Origin of the sequence: Chryseobacterium gambrini (assembly GCF_900156825.1) — a bacterium.
Taxonomy (GTDB): domain Bacteria; phylum Bacteroidota; class Bacteroidia; order Flavobacteriales; family Weeksellaceae; genus Chryseobacterium; species Chryseobacterium gambrini.
On record NZ_FTOV01000003.1, the window covers coordinates 389,574 to 407,903 of the forward strand.

Consider the following 18,330-nt stretch of genomic DNA (forward strand, 5'->3'; position numbering starts at 1 on the left):
AAAAAGATCATCCGAAAACGGATGATCTTTAAGAGAAGTGTTATTCTATATTTTTTACGAGTACCCATCCATTGTAAGAGGTCTGAGTATTGTTTTTGTCATTTTCATTCCAGGTGATGGTATACCAATAAGTTCCTGTCATTACTTTTTTACCGCCGGTTGTTCCGTCCCATTTGTAGTTTCGGATTTTGTCGGCTTCGTACATTTTATTTCCGTATCTGTCATACACCGTGAACACTAAATTCTTTTTATACGCCAGTGCGGAATAATCAATATAATCGTTTTTGTTGTCTCCATTCGGGGTAATAGCATTCAGCAGATTCGGCACAGTAATCTGAACATGGATAGGCGTACAGTTGTAAGCATCTTTTACATACACGACCACTTCACCTCTTGCAAGACCTGTGAAGACATTAGAATCCTGCCAGTTTATCCCGTCTAAAGAGTATTGATACGGTGTTTTTCCACCTTTCACATTCACGGTAATCGTGTTGTTCTTAATATCAATCGTTGCAATTACGGGTTGTTGCGAAGGATTTACCCTTACAGTCTGCTGTGTTGTACATCTTCCTGATTTAAGCTGTACCCAGTAGATTCCCGGCGTTACATTCGCAATAGACTGAGTGGTTGCTCCTGTGCTCCATAAGTAACTGTCAAAGCCCGAACCGGCATCCAAAGTGGTTTTCGCATCGATACAGATGATTTTATCTTTTAATACGGAAGAATAAATTGGCGCTAAAACTTTTAATGTAATTTTTGCAAGTGTCCAGCAATTGGTCACATTCGTAATTCTTACATACACTACCGATGAGGTGCTTATATAAGCTGCGGGATTCAGGATCTCATTTGTTCCGGCTAATGCATCTGCCTGTGTCTTAAAATATCTTTTGGTAATGCCTGTTGCAGAAGTTACGTTTGCCTGTGTAAGGTTAAATAAACCTGTGGTCGGTGCATTATCAATAAAGCACGACTCTAAAGTAGCATCAGTAGTGGCAATCTGAGGATAAAATGCTAAAGTAATTGCAGCAGAACCCTGACAGCCAAGCGGAGTTATTACTTTTACATATACGGTTCCTGCTGCAGAAGTATAAGCGGTAGGATTCGTAATTTCATTTGTTCCTGCGTTCAGATCCGCCATGTTTTTGTAATACTTCTTGGTAGAACCTGTAGGTTCATTTACATTGGCAAGCGTAAGATTGTAGGTTGCCGTTCCTGTATTGTTGTTATTACATTCCGTAAGCGTTGCCGGTGTTGCCGTGAACGGAGAAAGATTTAACTGAATTTTCCCGTCCGGATTATCACAAAGCAATCCGGAATTGTCTTTAATTAAAACAGAAACCGAAGTATTCGCGCTGAACTGATAGTTGGTTGGATTCGTAATCGGAGTTCCGCCCACACTGTACGAGAACGTATAATTGGCAGGATTGGCTACAAACTGTCCCTGATAAGATGTTAAATTCACGGTTCCTTGTCCTGTTGTAGGATTCGGGCAGAAAGTATCAGTTACCAAGGTTTGGGTCAGTGCTACTTTATCAATATAAACTTTTACATTTTTAATAGAATGTCTTGCGCTTGCGCCACCTGTAGAAGCGGAAAATCCGAAATAACCGGTTGTCATGGTCGCCGCAGCACCGGAAGGAGCAAATGACTGACTCACAATTGTATTACCGTCAATTTTAAGCGTGATGATCCAGCTTGCAGGAGCTGCAGGATTTACCTGTCCGTTTACTTCAACGTGTTTGAAAGTTGCTCCTACAAAAGGTTGTGTAGGGTTAAGATCCGGAGAGTGGAATGTACTTCCGGGAGTGTTGTTGTATTCGATATTTGATCCCGCTGTATTGTTGGTTCCATATAAAATATGAACCTTGCTCATCTGTCCTTCTGTTGTATTGTTAAAAATGTCAAATCCAACCATCAGACCGGTAGAGTTGGCCGGAATTCCTAATCCTCCACCTGCAGTATAAGAAGCCGGCGGATTCGCCAGATACCAGAAAGCAAGACCGTCTCCGCGTCCATAGGTTGTTGTTCCGTTTCCATCGATTCTGAAATCAAATTCCACTCTCCATTTATCGCAGTACTTAAGATTGATGGGAGAGTCTAATTTTATACCACCTACCTGACTGATCTGATCTGCGGTGAGCTGTATAAAATCTGTATTTACAGTAGCAGACGGAACAATATTCCAACCTGTAGTATTAACGGGATTTCCGATAAGCTGATAGGTTTGGGAGGAGATTTTTCCGAAACAGCAAACTAAGAAAAGGGATAAATAAAGGAGTAGTTTTTTATTCATTTATTAACATGCTTAAAATTAGACGTGTAAATATATTAAATCCTAATTAAATAATATGTATTTAATATTAAATTTACCTTATTTAGTGTTTATTTTGTAATAAATGATAAGAAAAAGAAAGAAATGCTGAAAAATTTTCTCAGCAATCTCATAATTGCTGTTTAAAATAATGTATTGTTTTCGAGATTTTCGAAGTAAGAATCAACTTCTAAATTTGCAGATGCAGCAGCGGTTACGGCAAGTTTGTCGCACAATTCGTTTTCAAAGTGTCCTGCATGACCTTTAATCCAGTGCATTTTGGGCTTGTGCACATTATAAAGTGCTGCAAATTTCTGCCATAGATCAGGATTTTTTACATTTTTCCACCCTCTTTTGATCCATCCGGCTAACCAGTTTTGGTTAATGGCATCCGCAACATATTTACTGTCTGTATAAATATGAATTTCGTTATCGGGAGATTTCAGTTTTTCCAGAGCAGTAACCACGGCAAGAAGTTCCATCCTGTTGTTGGTGGTTTTCCGGAAGCCTTTTGAAAATGTTTTCTGGTAATTTTTTTCAGGAACGCGCATGAGAATTCCATATCCGCCTTTTCCGGGATTTCCGCTGCACGCTCCGTCGGTGTATATTTCAATTTTCATTTTTAAATCTTGCCCTGAATTTAAAAAGGAAAATCGTCATCATCATCAAAATCATTCATTGAAGATCCTGAAAGTTTTGAACTGTCGGGAAGATCAAAAGCTGCGCCCGGCTGAATGGTTGTTTTAATTTTATCAAAACCGCTCGGTTCCTGTTTTCCAAAGTTTGAAGGATATCCTCCTCCGCTCATTCCTCCGTCAAAAGCAGCCTCAATATCTCCAAATTTTGCAAAATGTTTTAAGAAAGATAAACGCACATCGGCAGTTGCACCATTTCTGTGCTTTGCAATAATCAGCTCCGCCTGATTTTCTGTTGAGGTTTCCTGTCCTTCTTCATCGTTATCCCAAACCGTAATTTTATAATACTCCGGTCTGAAAATAAAAGATACAATATCCGCATCCTGTTCAATTGCTCCGGATTCCCTTAGATCGGAAAGTTGAGGTCTTTTTCCCGGACGTGTTTCTACACTTCGCGAAAGCTGCGAAAGTGCAATTACCGGAACATTCAGTTCTTTGGCAATGGCTTTTAAAGATCGTGAAATCATGGAAATTTCCTGTTCACGGTTTCCACCTCCTTTTCCGCCGCTTCCGGCTGTCATCAGCTGAAGGTAATCGACCATGATGAGCCTTACACCATGCTGCATGACAAGTCTTCGGCATTTTGCACGGAAATCGAAAATGGAAAGTGATGGTGTTTCGTCAATGTATAATGGTGCGTTTTCCAGTTCAGAAACATTAGAGAACAGTCTTTCCCACTCTTCATCGTCCAGTGTTCCTTTTCGGAGTTTTTCTGATGAAATTCTTGTTTCGGAAGCAATCATCCTTGTGATAAGCTGTACCGATGCCATCTCAAGCGAGAACAGAGCCATAGGAATTTTATGTCCCACTGCAATATTTCTTGCCATCGAAAGAAGAAATGCTGTTTTCCCCATCGCAGGACGTGCTGCAATAATAATAAGGTCGGAGTTTTGCCATCCTCCGGTTTCTTTATCCACATCGCGGAATCCGGAAGGAACTCCGGAAAGTCCTTCTTTGTCTTTTAAAGATTTAATGGTATCGATTGCCTGTTTTACCAGTGAATTGGCGGTATCGAATCCTTTTTTAATGGTTCCGTTTGTGATCTCGAAAAAAGACTGTTCAGCTTTATCCAGAAGTTCAAAAACGTCTGTAGATTCTTTATAGGAAGCGTCAATTACGTTTGCCGAAACATTAATTAAGCTTCGAAGAATATATTTTTCAAGAATAACGCGGACGTGGTATTCTATATGGGCAGAAGAGCTTACTCCCATCGTAAGATCGATGATGTAGCTGTCTCCGCCGGCTGAACTTAATTTTCCTTCTTTTTTAAGCTCCTGAATAATCGTCATTAAATCGACAGGCTGGTTGCCTTCGTATAATTTTAAAATGGTAGAAAATATGACCTGATGTCTCGGATCGTAGAAAACTTCAGGGGTAAGCAAATCGATGGAATGATCGAGCCCTTTTTTATCAATTAAAAAAGTACCAATCACCAATCGTTCAAAATCTAATGCATTGGGAGGCATTTTCCCGTCTGCAATGGAGAGTTCTTTTGCAAAATTTCCGTTCGTCAAAGAAGATAATGTTTCTTTCTGCGCCATAATAGTGCAAAGATAGTTTTTTTGAAAAGCAAATGAAACGGAGTAACTAACAAAAAATTGTGGATAACTTTTGAAACCGTTATTCAGAAAGGCTTTGCAAAGAGAATAAAAAAATCACCCCAAAAATGAGGTGATTTAATGTTTTGAAAATCAGATTAAATGATTACTGGATGTTTTTTACCAATACCCAACCGCTGTATTTCGTTTGTGTATTATCCTTATCATTTTCTGTCCACGTTATCGTGTACCAATAAGTTCCTGTAACGATTTTCTTACCACCGGAAGTTCCGTCCCATGTGTAATTTCTGATTTTGTCTGCTTTGTAAATCATATTTCCGTATCGGTCGAAAACCGTGAAAACCAAATCTTTTTTATATGCTAAAGCAGAATAATCGATATAATCGTTTTTGTTATCTCCGTTTGGCGTAATGGCATTCAGAAGATTCGGAACGGTTACCTGAACACTGATCGGGCTACAGTTATAGGCATCTTTTACGTACGCTTTATTTTCACCTCTCGGAAGACCTGTGAAAACATTGGAATCCTGCCAGTTTACTCCGTCGATAGAATATTTATAAGGCGCTTTTCCTCCTGTTGCATTAATTGTAAATGAATCATTGTTGATGTCTATACTTGTAATTACAGGCTGTACTGAAGCGGTAACCTTCACCTGCTGTAATGTCCAGCATTTTCCTGTTTTCAGTTTTACCGTGTAGATTCCTGCAGAAACATTTGTGATAGACTGAGTCGTTGCTCCCGTGCTCCATTCATAGGCATCAAAACCAGGTCCTGCGTCCAACGTTGTTTTATCTTCAATACAGATGATCTTATCTTTAAGAACGGATGATTGTACCGGAGGTAAAACTTTCAGGTTGATTTTTGCAATGGCATAACAGTTTTCTATGCTGATTACTTTTACATAAACTACGGCTGTTGTTGAAATATATGTTGTAGGATTTAAAATTTCATTAATTCCTGCAATAGCATCGGTCTGCGTTTTGTAATATCTCTTGGTGTGTCCTGTCTGTGTTGTTACACTTGGTACAGTTAAATTAAATGAAGCAGTCGTTACATTAGATTCAATGTAGCATTCTTCAATAGAAGCATCATTTACCGTTACTACCGGATTAAATTGTAAAGTAATCTGGTTGTAACCTGTACATCCCTGAGGATTTCTCACTCTTACATATACTGTTTTCGGAGCTGCAGAAGTGTAGGCTGCAGGATTGGTAATTTCATTGGTTCCTGCATTAAGATCTGCTAAAGTAGGGTAGTATTTTTTTGTAACGTTTGTAGATGTAGGATAAACATCAGGAGCCGTTAGATCAAAAACACCAGTTCCTGCATTGTTGTTGTTACAAGCTTTTACAGTAGCCGGAACTACAGCAAGTGCAGGTAAAAACTGCAAAGTGATTTCTGCATTTGCAGTACATCCTTCATTGGTGGTAATCTTTACAAAAACTGTTTTTGGAGCCTGAGACGCATAAGCAGACGGTGTTGTAATTTCGTTGGTTCCTGCCGTAAGATCTGCCATAGTCGGATAGTATTTTTTCACAACATTGGTCGGTCCGTATACGTTTGCGGAATTTAAATCGAAATAACCGATTCCTGTATTATCATAATTACAAGAAGTAATCGTAGCATTATTTACAACAATATTACCTGATCTGAATTTGAATTTTCCAACCTGAAAACATCCGTTTATCGGGTTGGTCGGGTTATTCGGATCTACATATTTAAGTCTGTAATAATAGATTGTGGTAGCATTTACCATGATCGGCGTTGTAATAGGCGCCGTTCCTGTAATCGCATCATTACTTGTTAAATGATAAGTTACCGTGAAGTTTGGATTACCATTGATAATTCCTGTAGACAATGTGCTGAAATCAAACATGGTTGGTAAAGCACATTTTAAAATTTCGTTCGGATCTGCAGGGTTTGCAGCAGGTGTTCCCGGAGTAATGAACGGATTTGGCGTTAAAGCAGGATTGTTGAATGCAGAAGTTAAAGATGCGGTTCCTCCCCACGTTAAAGAAAATCCATACGGATTACTCGGAATATAATTATCAATAAGAAGATAATAAGTTTCTCCCGCAATTACGTTCAGCGGAGTTTCCCACTGGCTTCCCGTGATTGTTGAGCTTAATCCTGTAGGACCGCTGGTTCCGGAAAAGTTACATTTAATCGCGTTTCCAAAATCCCATGTCGCACAATTGATGTTGGGTCCGTAAACCGCAAAATCATAATCATAATGCGTTACACCCGGAACTGTATTTGGGGTGATGGTGAATTCTATAGTACCTGTTGTGGCAGCGGTAAAAACATACCATACAGAATAATGCTCATCGGCAAGACAGCTTCCTGAAGTGGCTTCCTGAACGGTTCCTGAACTGCTCGGATTATAAGAAATGTCTGAATTTCCACAAACAGGAATTGCCGAAATACAATCTGATTGCGAGAAAACCATTTGCGACAGGAATAAAATAGTCAGCAGTAATAATTTCTTCATTAGAAAGATTTTAAAAATATATTAGACTTTATGATGTGAAAAAAACCGCTTTTCCCAAGCGGTTTTTTTTATTTAATTTCTGGTGTTTATTCTCTGTTTTTAACCATTACCCATCCTGAGAACTTGAATGGTGTGTTTTTCTTGTCATTTTCTTTCCATTCTACGGTATACCAGTAGGTTCCGGTAGGTACTTTTTTACCATTGGTAGTTCCGTCCCATTTGTATCCGTTGAATTTATCAGCCTGACCAACTTTTACTCCGTATCTGTCGAAAATGCTTAGAACAAGACCTTGTTTTCCTGCTAAAGCAGAGTAGTCGATCACATCATTTACACCGTCTCCGTTTGGAGTAATCACGTTGATTAGGTTTGGAACAACTACAGTTACCGTAAGAGGATCACAGTCGTAACCATCTTTTACATAAACGGTATTGTCTCCTCTGGCAACATTTTCGAAAACGTTTGAATCCTGCCATTTGATTCCGTCTAAAGAATATTTGTAAGGAGCAGTTCCTCCGATTACGTTTACAGTTATTGTATTGTTTGTAATATCGATGCTGGAAATTACCGGCTGTTCGGAAGGATAAACTTTTACAGTCTGTTTTGTAACGCAGTTTCCTGTTTTAAGTTCAACCCAGTAAGTTCCTACGGTTACATTGTTGATTGCCTGTGTAGTAGCTCCTGTACTCCATTTGTACGCTGTAAATCCAGGTCCCGCATCTAAAGTTGTCTTATCTTCCATACAGATAATCTTATCTTCAAGTACGCTTGAATAAACTGGCGGAAGAACAATTAAAGTTACTTTTGCTACTGCATAACATCCGTTTCCGTTGGTTACTTTAATATATGCAACACCGTTCGGAGCAGTATAAGTACTAGGATTTGGAATAGCATTCGTTCCGTTGATAGCATCCGTAAGAGACGGATAATATGTTTTTGTTCCTGCCTGAGTAGTTACAGGAGCCAAAGTAAGATCGAAAGAAGCTAAAGCCGGATTGGTGTCGAGATAACAAGATCTTAATGTTGCATCTGTTACCACAACAACAGGGAAGAAGTTTAATGTAATTTTTGCAATATCAGAACAGCCTAAGTTGGTTGTAATTTTTGCATATACATCTCCTGTAGACGATGTGTAAGCTGCAGGATTCAAAATCTCATTGGTTCCGTTATTGGCATCTGCAAGCGTTGGATAATACTTTATAACGTAAGTGTAATTCGGGTTAGGTGTGTATAAGGTTGTTGAGGTAAGGTTATACACGGCAACCCCGTTATTATTGTTGTTACACGCCGTTAAACTGGCATTTGTTGCTTTAAAGGTAACATCTTTAAACTTGAATGCATTAACGTTGAAACATTTATTAGTCGGGTTATTAGGATTCGTTGGATCCTGATAACGAATTGTATAATAATAGGTACTGGTTGTATTTACAACAATTGGAGAAGTAATCGCATTGGTATCCGCTAAAGCATCATTAGATGTTCTGTAATATTTTACATAAAAGTTAGGGTTACCGTTTACAATATTGGCACTGTTAGTCTGGAAATTGTAAGGTGCTGTAATATCACATACTTCGATGATTCTAGGATCTGAAGCGGTAGCTCCCGGAATTCCGATAGGATTGAACGGGTTAGGCTGAATCGCAGGATCGTTGAACGGAGAAGTTAATGTAGCCGTTCCTCCCCAGGTTAATGAAAAAGCCATCGCAGCATTTGCTCCGGACCAGTTATCAACAATAAGATAATAGGTTTCTCCCGGAAGAACATTCAGTGCAGGGCTCCACGCTCCAGAGTTTCCTGTAAGACCTGTCTGTAATCCTGTCTGGTTTGGAAAAGCCTGCGCACCTGCGTAGTTACAACGAATCGGAGCACCTTTTGTACCACAGGTTTTATTAGGTCCGTATACGGCAAAATCATAATCTGCGGTATAAGGAGCCTGAGGAGAAATCGTAAAAGTTAAAGTTCCGGCTGTTGCCACCGTAAACTCGTACCAAACTGAGTAATGTTCGTTTGCACTCAGACAGCTTCCGTTGGCATTTACCTGATCGTCCACGATTCCCGGGCCCGTGGGAAAATAAGAAATATCTGAGTTTCCACATACTCGTATTGCAGAGGCGCAATCGGACTGTGCAAAAAAGAATTGTGAAAAAATTAATAGTAATATAAGGTAGATTTTTTTCATAATAGTAGAATTTTATCTTGATTATGATTATTTAAGAATAGAAAGATAGTAGTTAATATCTTCTTTCCCCCAATTTGGGTCAAGATTGGATTTTTTACTATACGTTTTAAATTTATTTAAAGCAGAATTGAAATAGGTTTTTGCCAGTTCTTTATTAGAATTAAATGCAATTTCGCCTTTTATCACATCAATTCTAGGATTGTTTTTGTCTTCAGATTCTGCTTTAGCAAGATATTCGTTTGCTTTAGCCAAATGAGCAGCACTGTCCGCTGAATTATTTGATGCTTTTAATACATAAATTTGAGACAAAAGAATATTGGCTTCCGCATTATTAGGATTTTTCACAAATACCCCTGAAAGATATTTTTCTGCCAACCCGGAAGTTTCATCAATATTTTGCGTATTTCCTTGTCGCTGAGAGCTGATTTCACTTCTTACCAATGATAAAGCAGTGTAATAATATGCTCTCCAGTCTTCTTTTTTTGTTTCAGTACCTCTGGAAAGGGTATTTACATATTTCATGAAATAATCCTTAGACTGCTGAAAGTCTTCAGATTTTTTAGCAGACTCTAATTTTGCAATCTGAGTCTCCAGTCCTTTCTCAGCGGAGGTTTGTGCAAAGCCATAGGCAGCCACCACTAAAGAAAAGATAATAGATAGTTTTTTTACCATAATAGAAAATATTTTATAGACAAATATAAAAAATTATTAACTTTAATTTGAAGTTTTTAAGATTTATTTAATAAAAACGTGTATATTGCCCTAATATTGCATTTTTCTCAATTTTGGATTGGTCGCCCCGACAATCACTGCAATCAGCACCGTCATGGTTCCTCCGAAAACTACTGAACGGACAACTCCCAGTAATTTTGCAGATAATCCGCTCTCAAACTGTCCCATTTCATTGCTCGACATAATGAAGATTGAGTTTACGCTCAGTACCCTTCCTCTGATGTTGTCCGGCGTTTTCAGCTGAACAATCGTTCCTCTGATTACTACGGAAATTCCGTCCAGCATTCCGCTCATCACAAGGAAAAGAAATGAAAGCCAATACAGATTCGAAAGCCCGAAACCGATAATACAAAGCCCGAAACCTGTAACCACGCCAAGCAAAATCTTACCCTGATTTTTTCTTAACGGAATCACCGATAAAATGGTGATGATGCACATCGACCCGATATCAGATGCGGCATTCAGTAATCCGAATCCTTCCGCTCCTACCTTCAGAATATCCGTTGCATACACCGGAATCATCGCTACCGCACCTCCGAAAAGAACGGCAAACATATCCAGACACAGCGCTCCGAGAATTTCTTTCGTCTTAAAAATATACGAAATTCCTTCCCGCATACTATCCATAACGTTAATATTCTCTTTTTTGTATTCGGAATGTTGTTTTTTTAACTGAAAAAAGAATAATGAAGCCAGAAAGATTAATGAAATGATGACAACCAGCGTCCATTTTACGCCAAAATAGCCGATCAGAAAACCTCCGACAGCATGTCCGCAAACGGAAGAGATCAGAAATGTTGCCTGATTTAAGGTAACGGCATTTGGAAGATTTTCTTTTTTTACAATTTTAGGAATCATCACCGGAATAATGGGGCCGATGAAGGCTCTCGCAATACCGGTAAAAAAAATAACACCGTAAATAAAGTAAGTGATCTCATGTCCCGAAAAATGCATTTTAACATTAAAGAAAGCAGGAATCAGCAAAAGGCTGATTAAAAAAATGTAGACGTAATTACAGATCAGAAGCAACCGTTTTTTTTCATTCATATCGATAACATGACCGGCGTACAAAGCGCAGCTTACCGCGGGAATTACTTCCGAAAGTCCGATTAAACCGATTGAAAAAGGATCTTTTGTTAATTGATACACCCACCATCCGAGTAAAGTAGCGAGCATTCTGAAAGCCAAAACGATAAAAAATCTTCCGGTAAGAAGGTTTCTGAATTCGACATTTTTCAATGTCTGTAGCGGGGTAAATGAAATCATCCGACAAAAATAGCCTCAAATATTAACTTGAGGCTATTGTTATCGTCATTTTTTAAATGAAAAATTAAATGAGACTTAAAAGATAAAATCTATTTTAGTCTGCTCTTGAAGCACTGAACACCAAAGCGGCAACTCCCGCTGCTCCGATAATGGTGGCTCCGGTTGCAATTCCTGCTTTTCTGCTGTCTCTTACGGCAGCAACATTGGCTTTAGGAATGGTTACTACTGTACTGTCTTTCTTTCCTTTCGTTCCGATAAGATTATCTCCTTCCACGTTACGGAATAACATTTTTTGATTTTTGGAACCATCTCTCATCATTACAGTATACACTTTTCCTGCCTCCAGATTAGAATAATCATTTTTAGCAGTATCCATACTATATTTTGTGGTTGCACAAGATGAAATTACAAATAACGACGTCAATAAAGATGATTTTAAAAGTACAGATGCTTTCATTATTATTTTTTAGTTTTCCAAATTTATAATTTTTTTCGAATATACGTTTCCGGAATCAAAAAAATGTGCTTAAAGTTTATAAATTTCTAATAAATCGGCGATTTTTCTGTCATTCGCAAGTCTTGGCGTTTTGTTTTGTCCGCCCAGTTTTCCCTGAGACTTTGCATATTCGTGGAATGCATTTTTCTTCAGAGCTGTGAGGTGAAGTTTCTGCAGAATATTTCCCGAAATTAAATCATCATAATAGCTATTGCGCTTTCTGAGCTGTTCATCAAGCTCACTTTTAAACAAATCCAGATTTTCCGGTTCTTTTTCAAATTCAATAAACCACTCATGATAGGGAAGTTCTTCATCGGGATTTACCTGTGGTGCAAGATGAAACTCTGTAATCTGTGCAGGATATTTTTCCAGCGTGGCTTTCATGGCTTCCTCCACTTCAAAGGCAATCACGTGTTCTCCAAAAGCAGAGGTAAAATGTTTCGTTCTTCCGCTCACGAGAATTCTGTGCGGATTTTTATCTATAAATCTCACGACATCTCCAATGGAATACGCCCAAAGTCCTGAATTTGTTGTTAAAATTAAAGCATAATCTTTATTCAGTTCAACATCCTTTAAGGTCAGTCTTTTTGTGCTATGTTGATCGGGGGCGATGCGCCCGTATTCTTCCAGAGGAATAAATTCATAGAAAATTCCATGATTGGTTAAAAGCAATAAGCCTTCCTTCGTATAATCATCCTGAAACGCAAAAAAACCTTCCGAAGCCGGAAATGTCTGTACAATATCCACTTTTCCTCCTAAAAGTTCTTCCATTTTGTCGCGGTAGGGTTCGTAATTAACGCCCCCCGTAACAATCAACTGAAGATTAGGGAAAATCTGTTTTATTTTTTTGCCGTGTTTTTCAATCAGCTTTTCAAAATACATGATCAGCCAGGGTGGAATTCCGGAAATCAGCGTCATATTTTCTTTTTCCGTTTCCTCTACGATTTTATCCACTTTGGTTTCCCAGTCTTCAATGATGTTGGTTTCCCAGCTTGGAAGTCTGTTTTTCTGCAAATAATCGGGAATATGATGGGCTACAATTCCGGAAAGTCTTCCGGTTTTTATTCCGTACACTTCTTCCAGTTCAGGACTTCCCTGTAAAAAGATCATTTTTCCCTGTACAAAATCGGCGTTGTTTTTTTTTGCTATATAATGAAAGAGTGCACTTTGGGCTCCTTTTACCTGAAAAGGCATTCCTTCTTTAGAAATCGGGATGTATTTAGATCCTGAAGTGGTTCCTGAAGTTTTGGCAAAATATTCGGGAGTATCGGTCCAGAGAATATTTGCCTGTCCTTTTTTTACCCTTTCGATGTAAGGTTTAAGATCCTCATAATCCGAAACTTTTACACGTTCCTGAAAATCCTTTACCGTTTTGATGTTTTCAAAATCGTGCTCTCTTCCGAAAAGCGTTTTTTTTGCCGTTTCCGTTAAGGATAAAAGAAGCTTTTCCTGATCGCTTTCCGCATTTTTTTTGAACTCTTCTGCTTTCCGGACGTGGTTTTTCGCCCAGATCAAAGCTGCATATTTCTTTAGGAAGTTTACCATGGTTCAAATTTATAAATAACTGAACAACTGGCGATCATTTTCAGAAAATAAGACACAAAAAAACCGATGAATGAGTGTGCATCGGTTCTTCGAAATTTGATTATGAAAATAACAACTAATAATGTTGAGTTTACTTGTTTTCTTTGTATCTTTTATCAGGAGTACCGTCCTTTTTCAGTTTTTTGTTTTCCTTGTATCTTTTGTCCGGAGTTCCGTCTTTTTTCATTTTTGCTGCGGTTGGTGCTGTTGCAGGTTTTACGGTAGCAGCCGGAGCCGTTTTAGCCGGTTTTACTGTTTTTACCGTCTGAGTTTTTGTGGCAGCAGCCGGAGCCGTCTGTTGAGCGGAAGCAAGTCCAAGTCCTAGAACAATAGACATTGCGGTTAAAAATTTTTTCATAGAGAATTTGTTTGTTTTGTTGAATCAAAGGTAGAGAAAAATCTAACTGAAAAATCTATTTTTTTAAACTTAACTAAAGTTTATTACAGCTTAAAAAAAGATTAAATGGTACATTTGATATGATGAACAGGAACACGCAAAATACTCTGATCGTGATTGTCATTATCGGACTAATGATCTTTTATAAACCTCTGTATAAAGATGAAACCTATGAAGAAAAAATTGAAAGAACAGGGATAAAATCTGTTGTTTTAAGGAAGTCTGTTAATTACAGTAATCACGGAATTCATTCCATTGTTTATGAAAAAGACAGTATTATGATTTCTGACAGTTGGGATCACTATATAAACATCGGAGATTCAATCATCAAACCTGAAGGTTCTGCAAAAATGATCATCAAAAATACAGATAAATATATTGAGTTTGATTTCAATAATCCGGGTTTACTTCCGCTGCCATAAAAAAACCTGCTTTCTCCGAAGAAAAAGCAGGTTCTAACATATGTATGAAAAGTTGGTTTATCGGGTACAGTTGGCTGTCCAGGTTTTTCCATCTTTTATGTATAAGATTTTCAGATCGTTATTATCAATTCTGATATACGATGTTGCGGTAGATCCTACCATAACCAGAGTGTTGTCCCCCTGTTTGTTAAATTCTACTCCGTTAAGATCCGGAATTCCGTTTGAGAAGGCAAAGTTGTACTTTGTACCGCTTGCAATTTTTGTTACAAATACACTTCCGTCATTGGAGCTGATGTTGTTGTCGCTGTCGTTATAACCGACGCTGCCTTTATAGGTTCCTGCGAAGAAGTCGTTGTTAGCCGGATCATCATCATCGCTGCATGATACTGCCGTGACTACAAAGAATAGTAATAGGAATGCTCCTAAAATTCTGATTGCTTTTTTCATAATAATATTTCTTTAGTGGTTGTAGAAGGACACATTCAAACGCAGTGCCATGTGGTAGGTATAAAAATTTTTTAACTTTATATTTGAAAAATTAGCAAAAAATTAAGAGTTACAGCGATTTTAAGGAAAATGTGTGCCTGTAAAACTTTATTCAGCATCTTAAAAGAAAAATATTTATCCTTATCTTTGTAAGGCTTAAACGGTTTCGGAAAACTCCCGAAATCGCTTTTGTCGTTTAGACCAAATTATCTATGCAATTAAAAACCATCAACGAAAAATTTCTTCCCGAACTGCTTCTGAAAGAATTCGGAAAAGAGATTTTCTTTCAACTGGAAAATAATCAACATATTTCTGTAAAAGGAAACGCAGGATCTTCGGTTTCTATTTTTGTTGCCGAGCTGTTTCTTACGCAGAAGAAAACCATTCTTTATATTCTTGATGATAAGGAAGATGCATTGTATGCCAATACGGAAATGGAAGATCTGCTGGGAAAAGAAAAAGTGCTTTATTTTCCCGCGACTCATCTGGAGCCGTATCAGGTTGAAAAAACGCAGAATGCCAATCTTGTCCTGAGAACCGAAGTTATTAATAAAGTTACATCCGGAAAATCTCCTCGCGTTATCGTTGCGTATGCAGGAGCGCTGTCTGAAAAGGTTTTAAAAAAGGAAGATTTTAAGGCGATTTCGCATCATATAAAAGTAGGCGATCAGCTGGATTTTGATTTTGTGGATGAGTTGCTTAATCATTACCATTTCCAACAGGCGGATTTTGTTTCAGAGCCAGGAGAATTTTCTGTAAGAGGGGGAATTGTGGATGTTTTCTCGTTCTCGAATGAAAAACCATACAGGATCACATTTTTCGGGAATGAAGTGGAAAGTATTAAAACCTTTGATATAGAAACCCAGCTTTCGATTGATAAGGTAAAAGAATTTCAGTTGGTTTCCAATATGAATTTTACGGTAACGGGAAGTAGGGTTTCTTTGTTGCAACTGTTGCCGAAAGAAAGTTTTGTAATTTCCAAGAACGGAATTGTGGGAATGCAAAGGTTGAAAGCTTTCTACGAAAAATCATTGGAAAAATATGAAACATTAAGAAAAGATATTGCGCACAGATCTCCGCAGGAGCTGTTTATTTCAGATCAGGAATTTCTTTTTGATTATAAAAAATTCAGAACCGTAGATTTTGGAAGCGTTCCTATTGAAGGACTGATTGAATTATCCGAAATAAAAATTGACCAGACTTCGCAGCCATCTTTTCATAAAAATTTTGAATTACTGATTGAAGATATCGAGGAGAAGCAGAATGCAGGTTTTGAAACATGGATTTCATTCTCCACCGAAAAACAGAAGGAAAGGCTGGAATCTATTTTTGAAGAGCTAGAACACCAGCTTCCGTTCAAAAGTTTTAAATCTGAACTTCATGAAGGTTTTGTGGATAACGATCATAAAATTCTGGTCTACACCGATCACCAGATTTTCGACCGTTACCAGAGATACAAAGCAAAAAATACATTTGCCAAGTCGGAGCAGCTTACCCTGAAAGATTTGATGTCGTTGAAAATTGGCGATTATATCGCTCACATCGACCACGGAATCGGAAAATTCATGGGACTGGTAAAGGTGAATAACGACGGAAAAATTCAGGAATGTTTTAAACTGACGTATAAAAACGGAGACTTATTATATGTAAGCATTCATTCTCTACATAAAATTTCGAAATACAACGGTCCGGAAGGAAGAGAAATTGTACTGAGTAAACTCGGATCGCCAACGTGGAAATCTTTAAAGCAGAAAACAAAAGCAAGGGTAAAACAATTGGCTTTTGATTTAATAAAATTATACGCTCAAAGAAAATCGGCAAAAGGTTTTGCGTACACTCCCGATTCTTATTTGCAGAATGAGCTTGAAGCAAGTTTCCTTTACGAAGATACTCCGGATCAGGAAAAAGCCACCATCGATGTTAAAAAGGACATGGAAGCAGATACGGTGATGGATCGTCTCGTTTGTGGAGACGTAGGTTTCGGTAAAACGGAAGTTGCGATTCGTGCCGCGTTCAAAGCGGCGACAGACGGAAAGCAGGTTGCTGTTTTGGTCCCCACCACGATTCTGGCGTTTCAGCATTACAGAAGTTTTAAGGAACGACTGAAAGATTTTCCGGTTAATGTGGCGTATGTGAACCGTTTCAGAACAGCAAAACAGAAATCTGAAACCCTTGCAGCTTTAAAAGATGGGAAAGTAGACATTATTATAGGAACGCATCAGTTGGCAAGCAGCTCTGTAAAGTTTAAAGATTTGGGATTGCTGATTATTGATGAAGAGCATAAGTTCGGAGTTTCCGTAAAAGATAAGCTTAAAACTTTAAAAGCTGATGTTGATACTTTAACATTAACGGCAACGCCAATTCCAAGAACCCTTCAGTTTTCTTTGATGGCGGCAAGAGATTTATCCGTTATTAAAACCCCTCCGCCAAACAGACAGCCTGTTGAAACACATTTGATTGGCTTTAGTGAAGAGATTCTTCGTGATGCCGTTTCTTATGAACTTCAGCGTGACGGGCAGGTTTATTTCATCAACAACAGGATTGAAAACCTGAAAGATATTGCAGGACTGATTCAAAGGCTGGTTCCTGATGCGAGAGTGATTACGGGACACGGACAGATGGAAGGAAAACAGTTGGAGAAGAACGTTCTGGATTTTATGGAAGGAAAATATGATGTTCTGGTTTCTACAACCATTGTGGAAAGTGGAGTAGATGTTCCGAATGCGAACACCATATTTATTAATGATGCACAGCGTTTCGGGATGGCAGATCTTCACCAGATGAGAGGGCGTGTCGGGCGAAGCAACAGAAAAGCATTCTGTTATCTTATTACGCCGCCTTATGATATGATGACTTCCGATGCCAGAAAACGTCTGGAAGCCATTGAACAGTTTTCGGATCTGGGAAGCGGTTTTCAGATTGCGATGAAAGATCTTGAAATTCGTGGAGCAGGAGATTTACTGGGAGCGGAACAGAGTGGGTTTATTAATGAAATGGGGTTTGAAACTTACCAAAAACTGATGCAGGAAGCTTTGGAAGAGCTGAAAGACGATGAGGAATTTGAAAATCTTTTCGAAAATGAAGAAGAAAGGAACAAATTGTTTAAAACTACAAAAGACGTTAATATTGATACCGATCTGGAGCTGATGTTGCCGGACTGGTACATTTCAAATACTGAAGAAAGATTACTGCTTTACCAGAAACTTGCGGAAATTGATAGCGAAGAAAGTCTGACGAAGTTTGAATCTGAACTGATCGACCGCTTTGGGGAACTGCCGAAAGAAGCTGTAAATCTATTAAAAAGTGTAAGCTTAAAATGGCTTGCTGCAGATATAGGTTTTGAAAAGATTGTCATGAAAAACGGTGTGTTTCTTGGATATTTTCCGGGAAATCCTCAGGATAAGTTTTATCAGACCAATAAATTTAGAACCATCATTAATTATTTAACGAAAAATCCTAAGGAAGCACAGCTTAAGGAAAAGACTGGAAAGGAAGGCAATCAGCTGATGATGAGAAAGGATAAAGTAGGGAATGTGGATGAGGTAAATGATCTTCTGAAAACAATTCTGAAGAGTGAAGTGTAATTGATCGCATTACCTGATATATTTTGCCGTGTTGTTGTACAATGCGGCATTTTTTATCCGTTATTCTGAAAGATAACTGACAGACAGTGCTTTACAATGGCAATGTTAAAGAAACTTAACATTAAAAAAA

13 protein-coding genes are annotated in these 18,330 nt (G+C 38.3%); 2 read left to right on the forward strand and 11 right to left on the reverse strand.

Going from position 1 to position 18,330, the window contains the following annotated elements; translation table 11 throughout:
• Positions 1-40: 40 nt before the first annotated feature.
• The 10 genes from BW951_RS08145 to BW951_RS08190 all read right to left on the reverse strand — a co-directional run bounded on the left by BW951_RS08145 (position 41) and on the right by BW951_RS08190 (position 13,669).
• Positions 41-2,293, reverse strand: coding sequence for a T9SS type B sorting domain-containing protein (locus BW951_RS08145; protein WP_076391645.1), 2,253 nt, complete (start codon positions 2,291-2,293; stop codon positions 41-43).
• Between the two features lie 161 nt (positions 2,294-2,454).
• The gene (gene rnhA, locus BW951_RS08150) at positions 2,455-2,931 is read right to left on the reverse strand and encodes a ribonuclease HI (protein WP_076391647.1); all 477 of its coding nucleotides are present in this window, start codon (positions 2,929-2,931) and stop codon (positions 2,455-2,457) included.
• A gap of 20 nt (positions 2,932-2,951) precedes the next feature.
• On the reverse strand, positions 2,952-4,547 hold the full coding sequence (dnaB, locus tag BW951_RS08155) for a replicative DNA helicase (RefSeq protein WP_076391649.1): 1,596 nt from the start codon (positions 4,545-4,547) through the stop codon (positions 2,952-2,954).
• 163 nt (positions 4,548-4,710) lie between these two features.
• Positions 4,711-7,056: a T9SS type B sorting domain-containing protein gene (locus BW951_RS08160; protein ID WP_076391651.1), complete on the reverse strand. Its 2,346-nt coding sequence runs from the start codon at positions 7,054-7,056 to the stop codon at positions 4,711-4,713.
• 86 nt (positions 7,057-7,142) lie between these two features.
• Positions 7,143-9,233: a T9SS type B sorting domain-containing protein gene (locus tag BW951_RS08165; protein WP_076391653.1), complete on the reverse strand. Its 2,091-nt coding sequence runs from the start codon at positions 9,231-9,233 to the stop codon at positions 7,143-7,145.
• A 27-nt stretch (positions 9,234-9,260) separates the two neighbouring features.
• Positions 9,261-9,905 carry a hypothetical protein gene (locus tag BW951_RS08170; protein ID WP_076391655.1) on the reverse strand — a complete coding sequence of 215 codons (645 nt, stop codon included), beginning with the start codon at positions 9,903-9,905 and terminating at the stop codon, positions 9,261-9,263.
• 90 nt (positions 9,906-9,995) lie between these two features.
• Entirely contained in the window at positions 9,996-11,231 is a 1,236-nt protein-coding gene (locus BW951_RS08175) for an MFS transporter (protein ID WP_076391657.1), read from the reverse strand.
• Between the two features lie 94 nt (positions 11,232-11,325).
• Positions 11,326-11,688: a hypothetical protein gene (locus BW951_RS08180; RefSeq protein ID WP_076391659.1), complete on the reverse strand. Its 363-nt coding sequence runs from the start codon at positions 11,686-11,688 to the stop codon at positions 11,326-11,328.
• A 69-nt stretch (positions 11,689-11,757) separates the two neighbouring features.
• Entirely contained in the window at positions 11,758-13,272 is a 1,515-nt protein-coding gene (locus BW951_RS08185; protein WP_076391661.1) for a GH3 auxin-responsive promoter family protein, read from the reverse strand.
• Positions 13,273-13,402: 130 nt separating this feature from the next.
• Positions 13,403-13,669 (reverse strand): hypothetical protein, encoded by a 267-nt coding sequence (locus tag BW951_RS08190; RefSeq protein WP_076391663.1) that lies wholly within the window; start codon positions 13,667-13,669, stop codon positions 13,403-13,405.
• A 119-nt stretch (positions 13,670-13,788) separates the two neighbouring features.
• Between BW951_RS08190 and BW951_RS08195 the strand changes: the two genes are divergently transcribed.
• Positions 13,789-14,130, forward strand: a complete 342-nt coding sequence (locus tag BW951_RS08195; RefSeq protein ID WP_139326130.1) for a hypothetical protein — start codon at positions 13,789-13,791, stop codon at positions 14,128-14,130.
• Positions 14,131-14,187: 57 nt separating this feature from the next.
• Here BW951_RS08195 and BW951_RS08200 read toward each other — a convergent pair whose 3' ends face one another.
• Entirely contained in the window at positions 14,188-14,577 is a 390-nt protein-coding gene (locus BW951_RS08200) for a hypothetical protein (RefSeq protein WP_076391667.1), read from the reverse strand.
• A gap of 251 nt (positions 14,578-14,828) precedes the next feature.
• Between BW951_RS08200 and mfd the strand changes: the two genes are divergently transcribed.
• On the forward strand, positions 14,829-18,200 hold the full coding sequence (mfd, locus tag BW951_RS08205; RefSeq protein ID WP_076391669.1) for a transcription-repair coupling factor: 3,372 nt from the start codon (positions 14,829-14,831) through the stop codon (positions 18,198-18,200).
• The last annotated feature ends 130 nt before the right edge of the window (positions 18,201-18,330 follow it).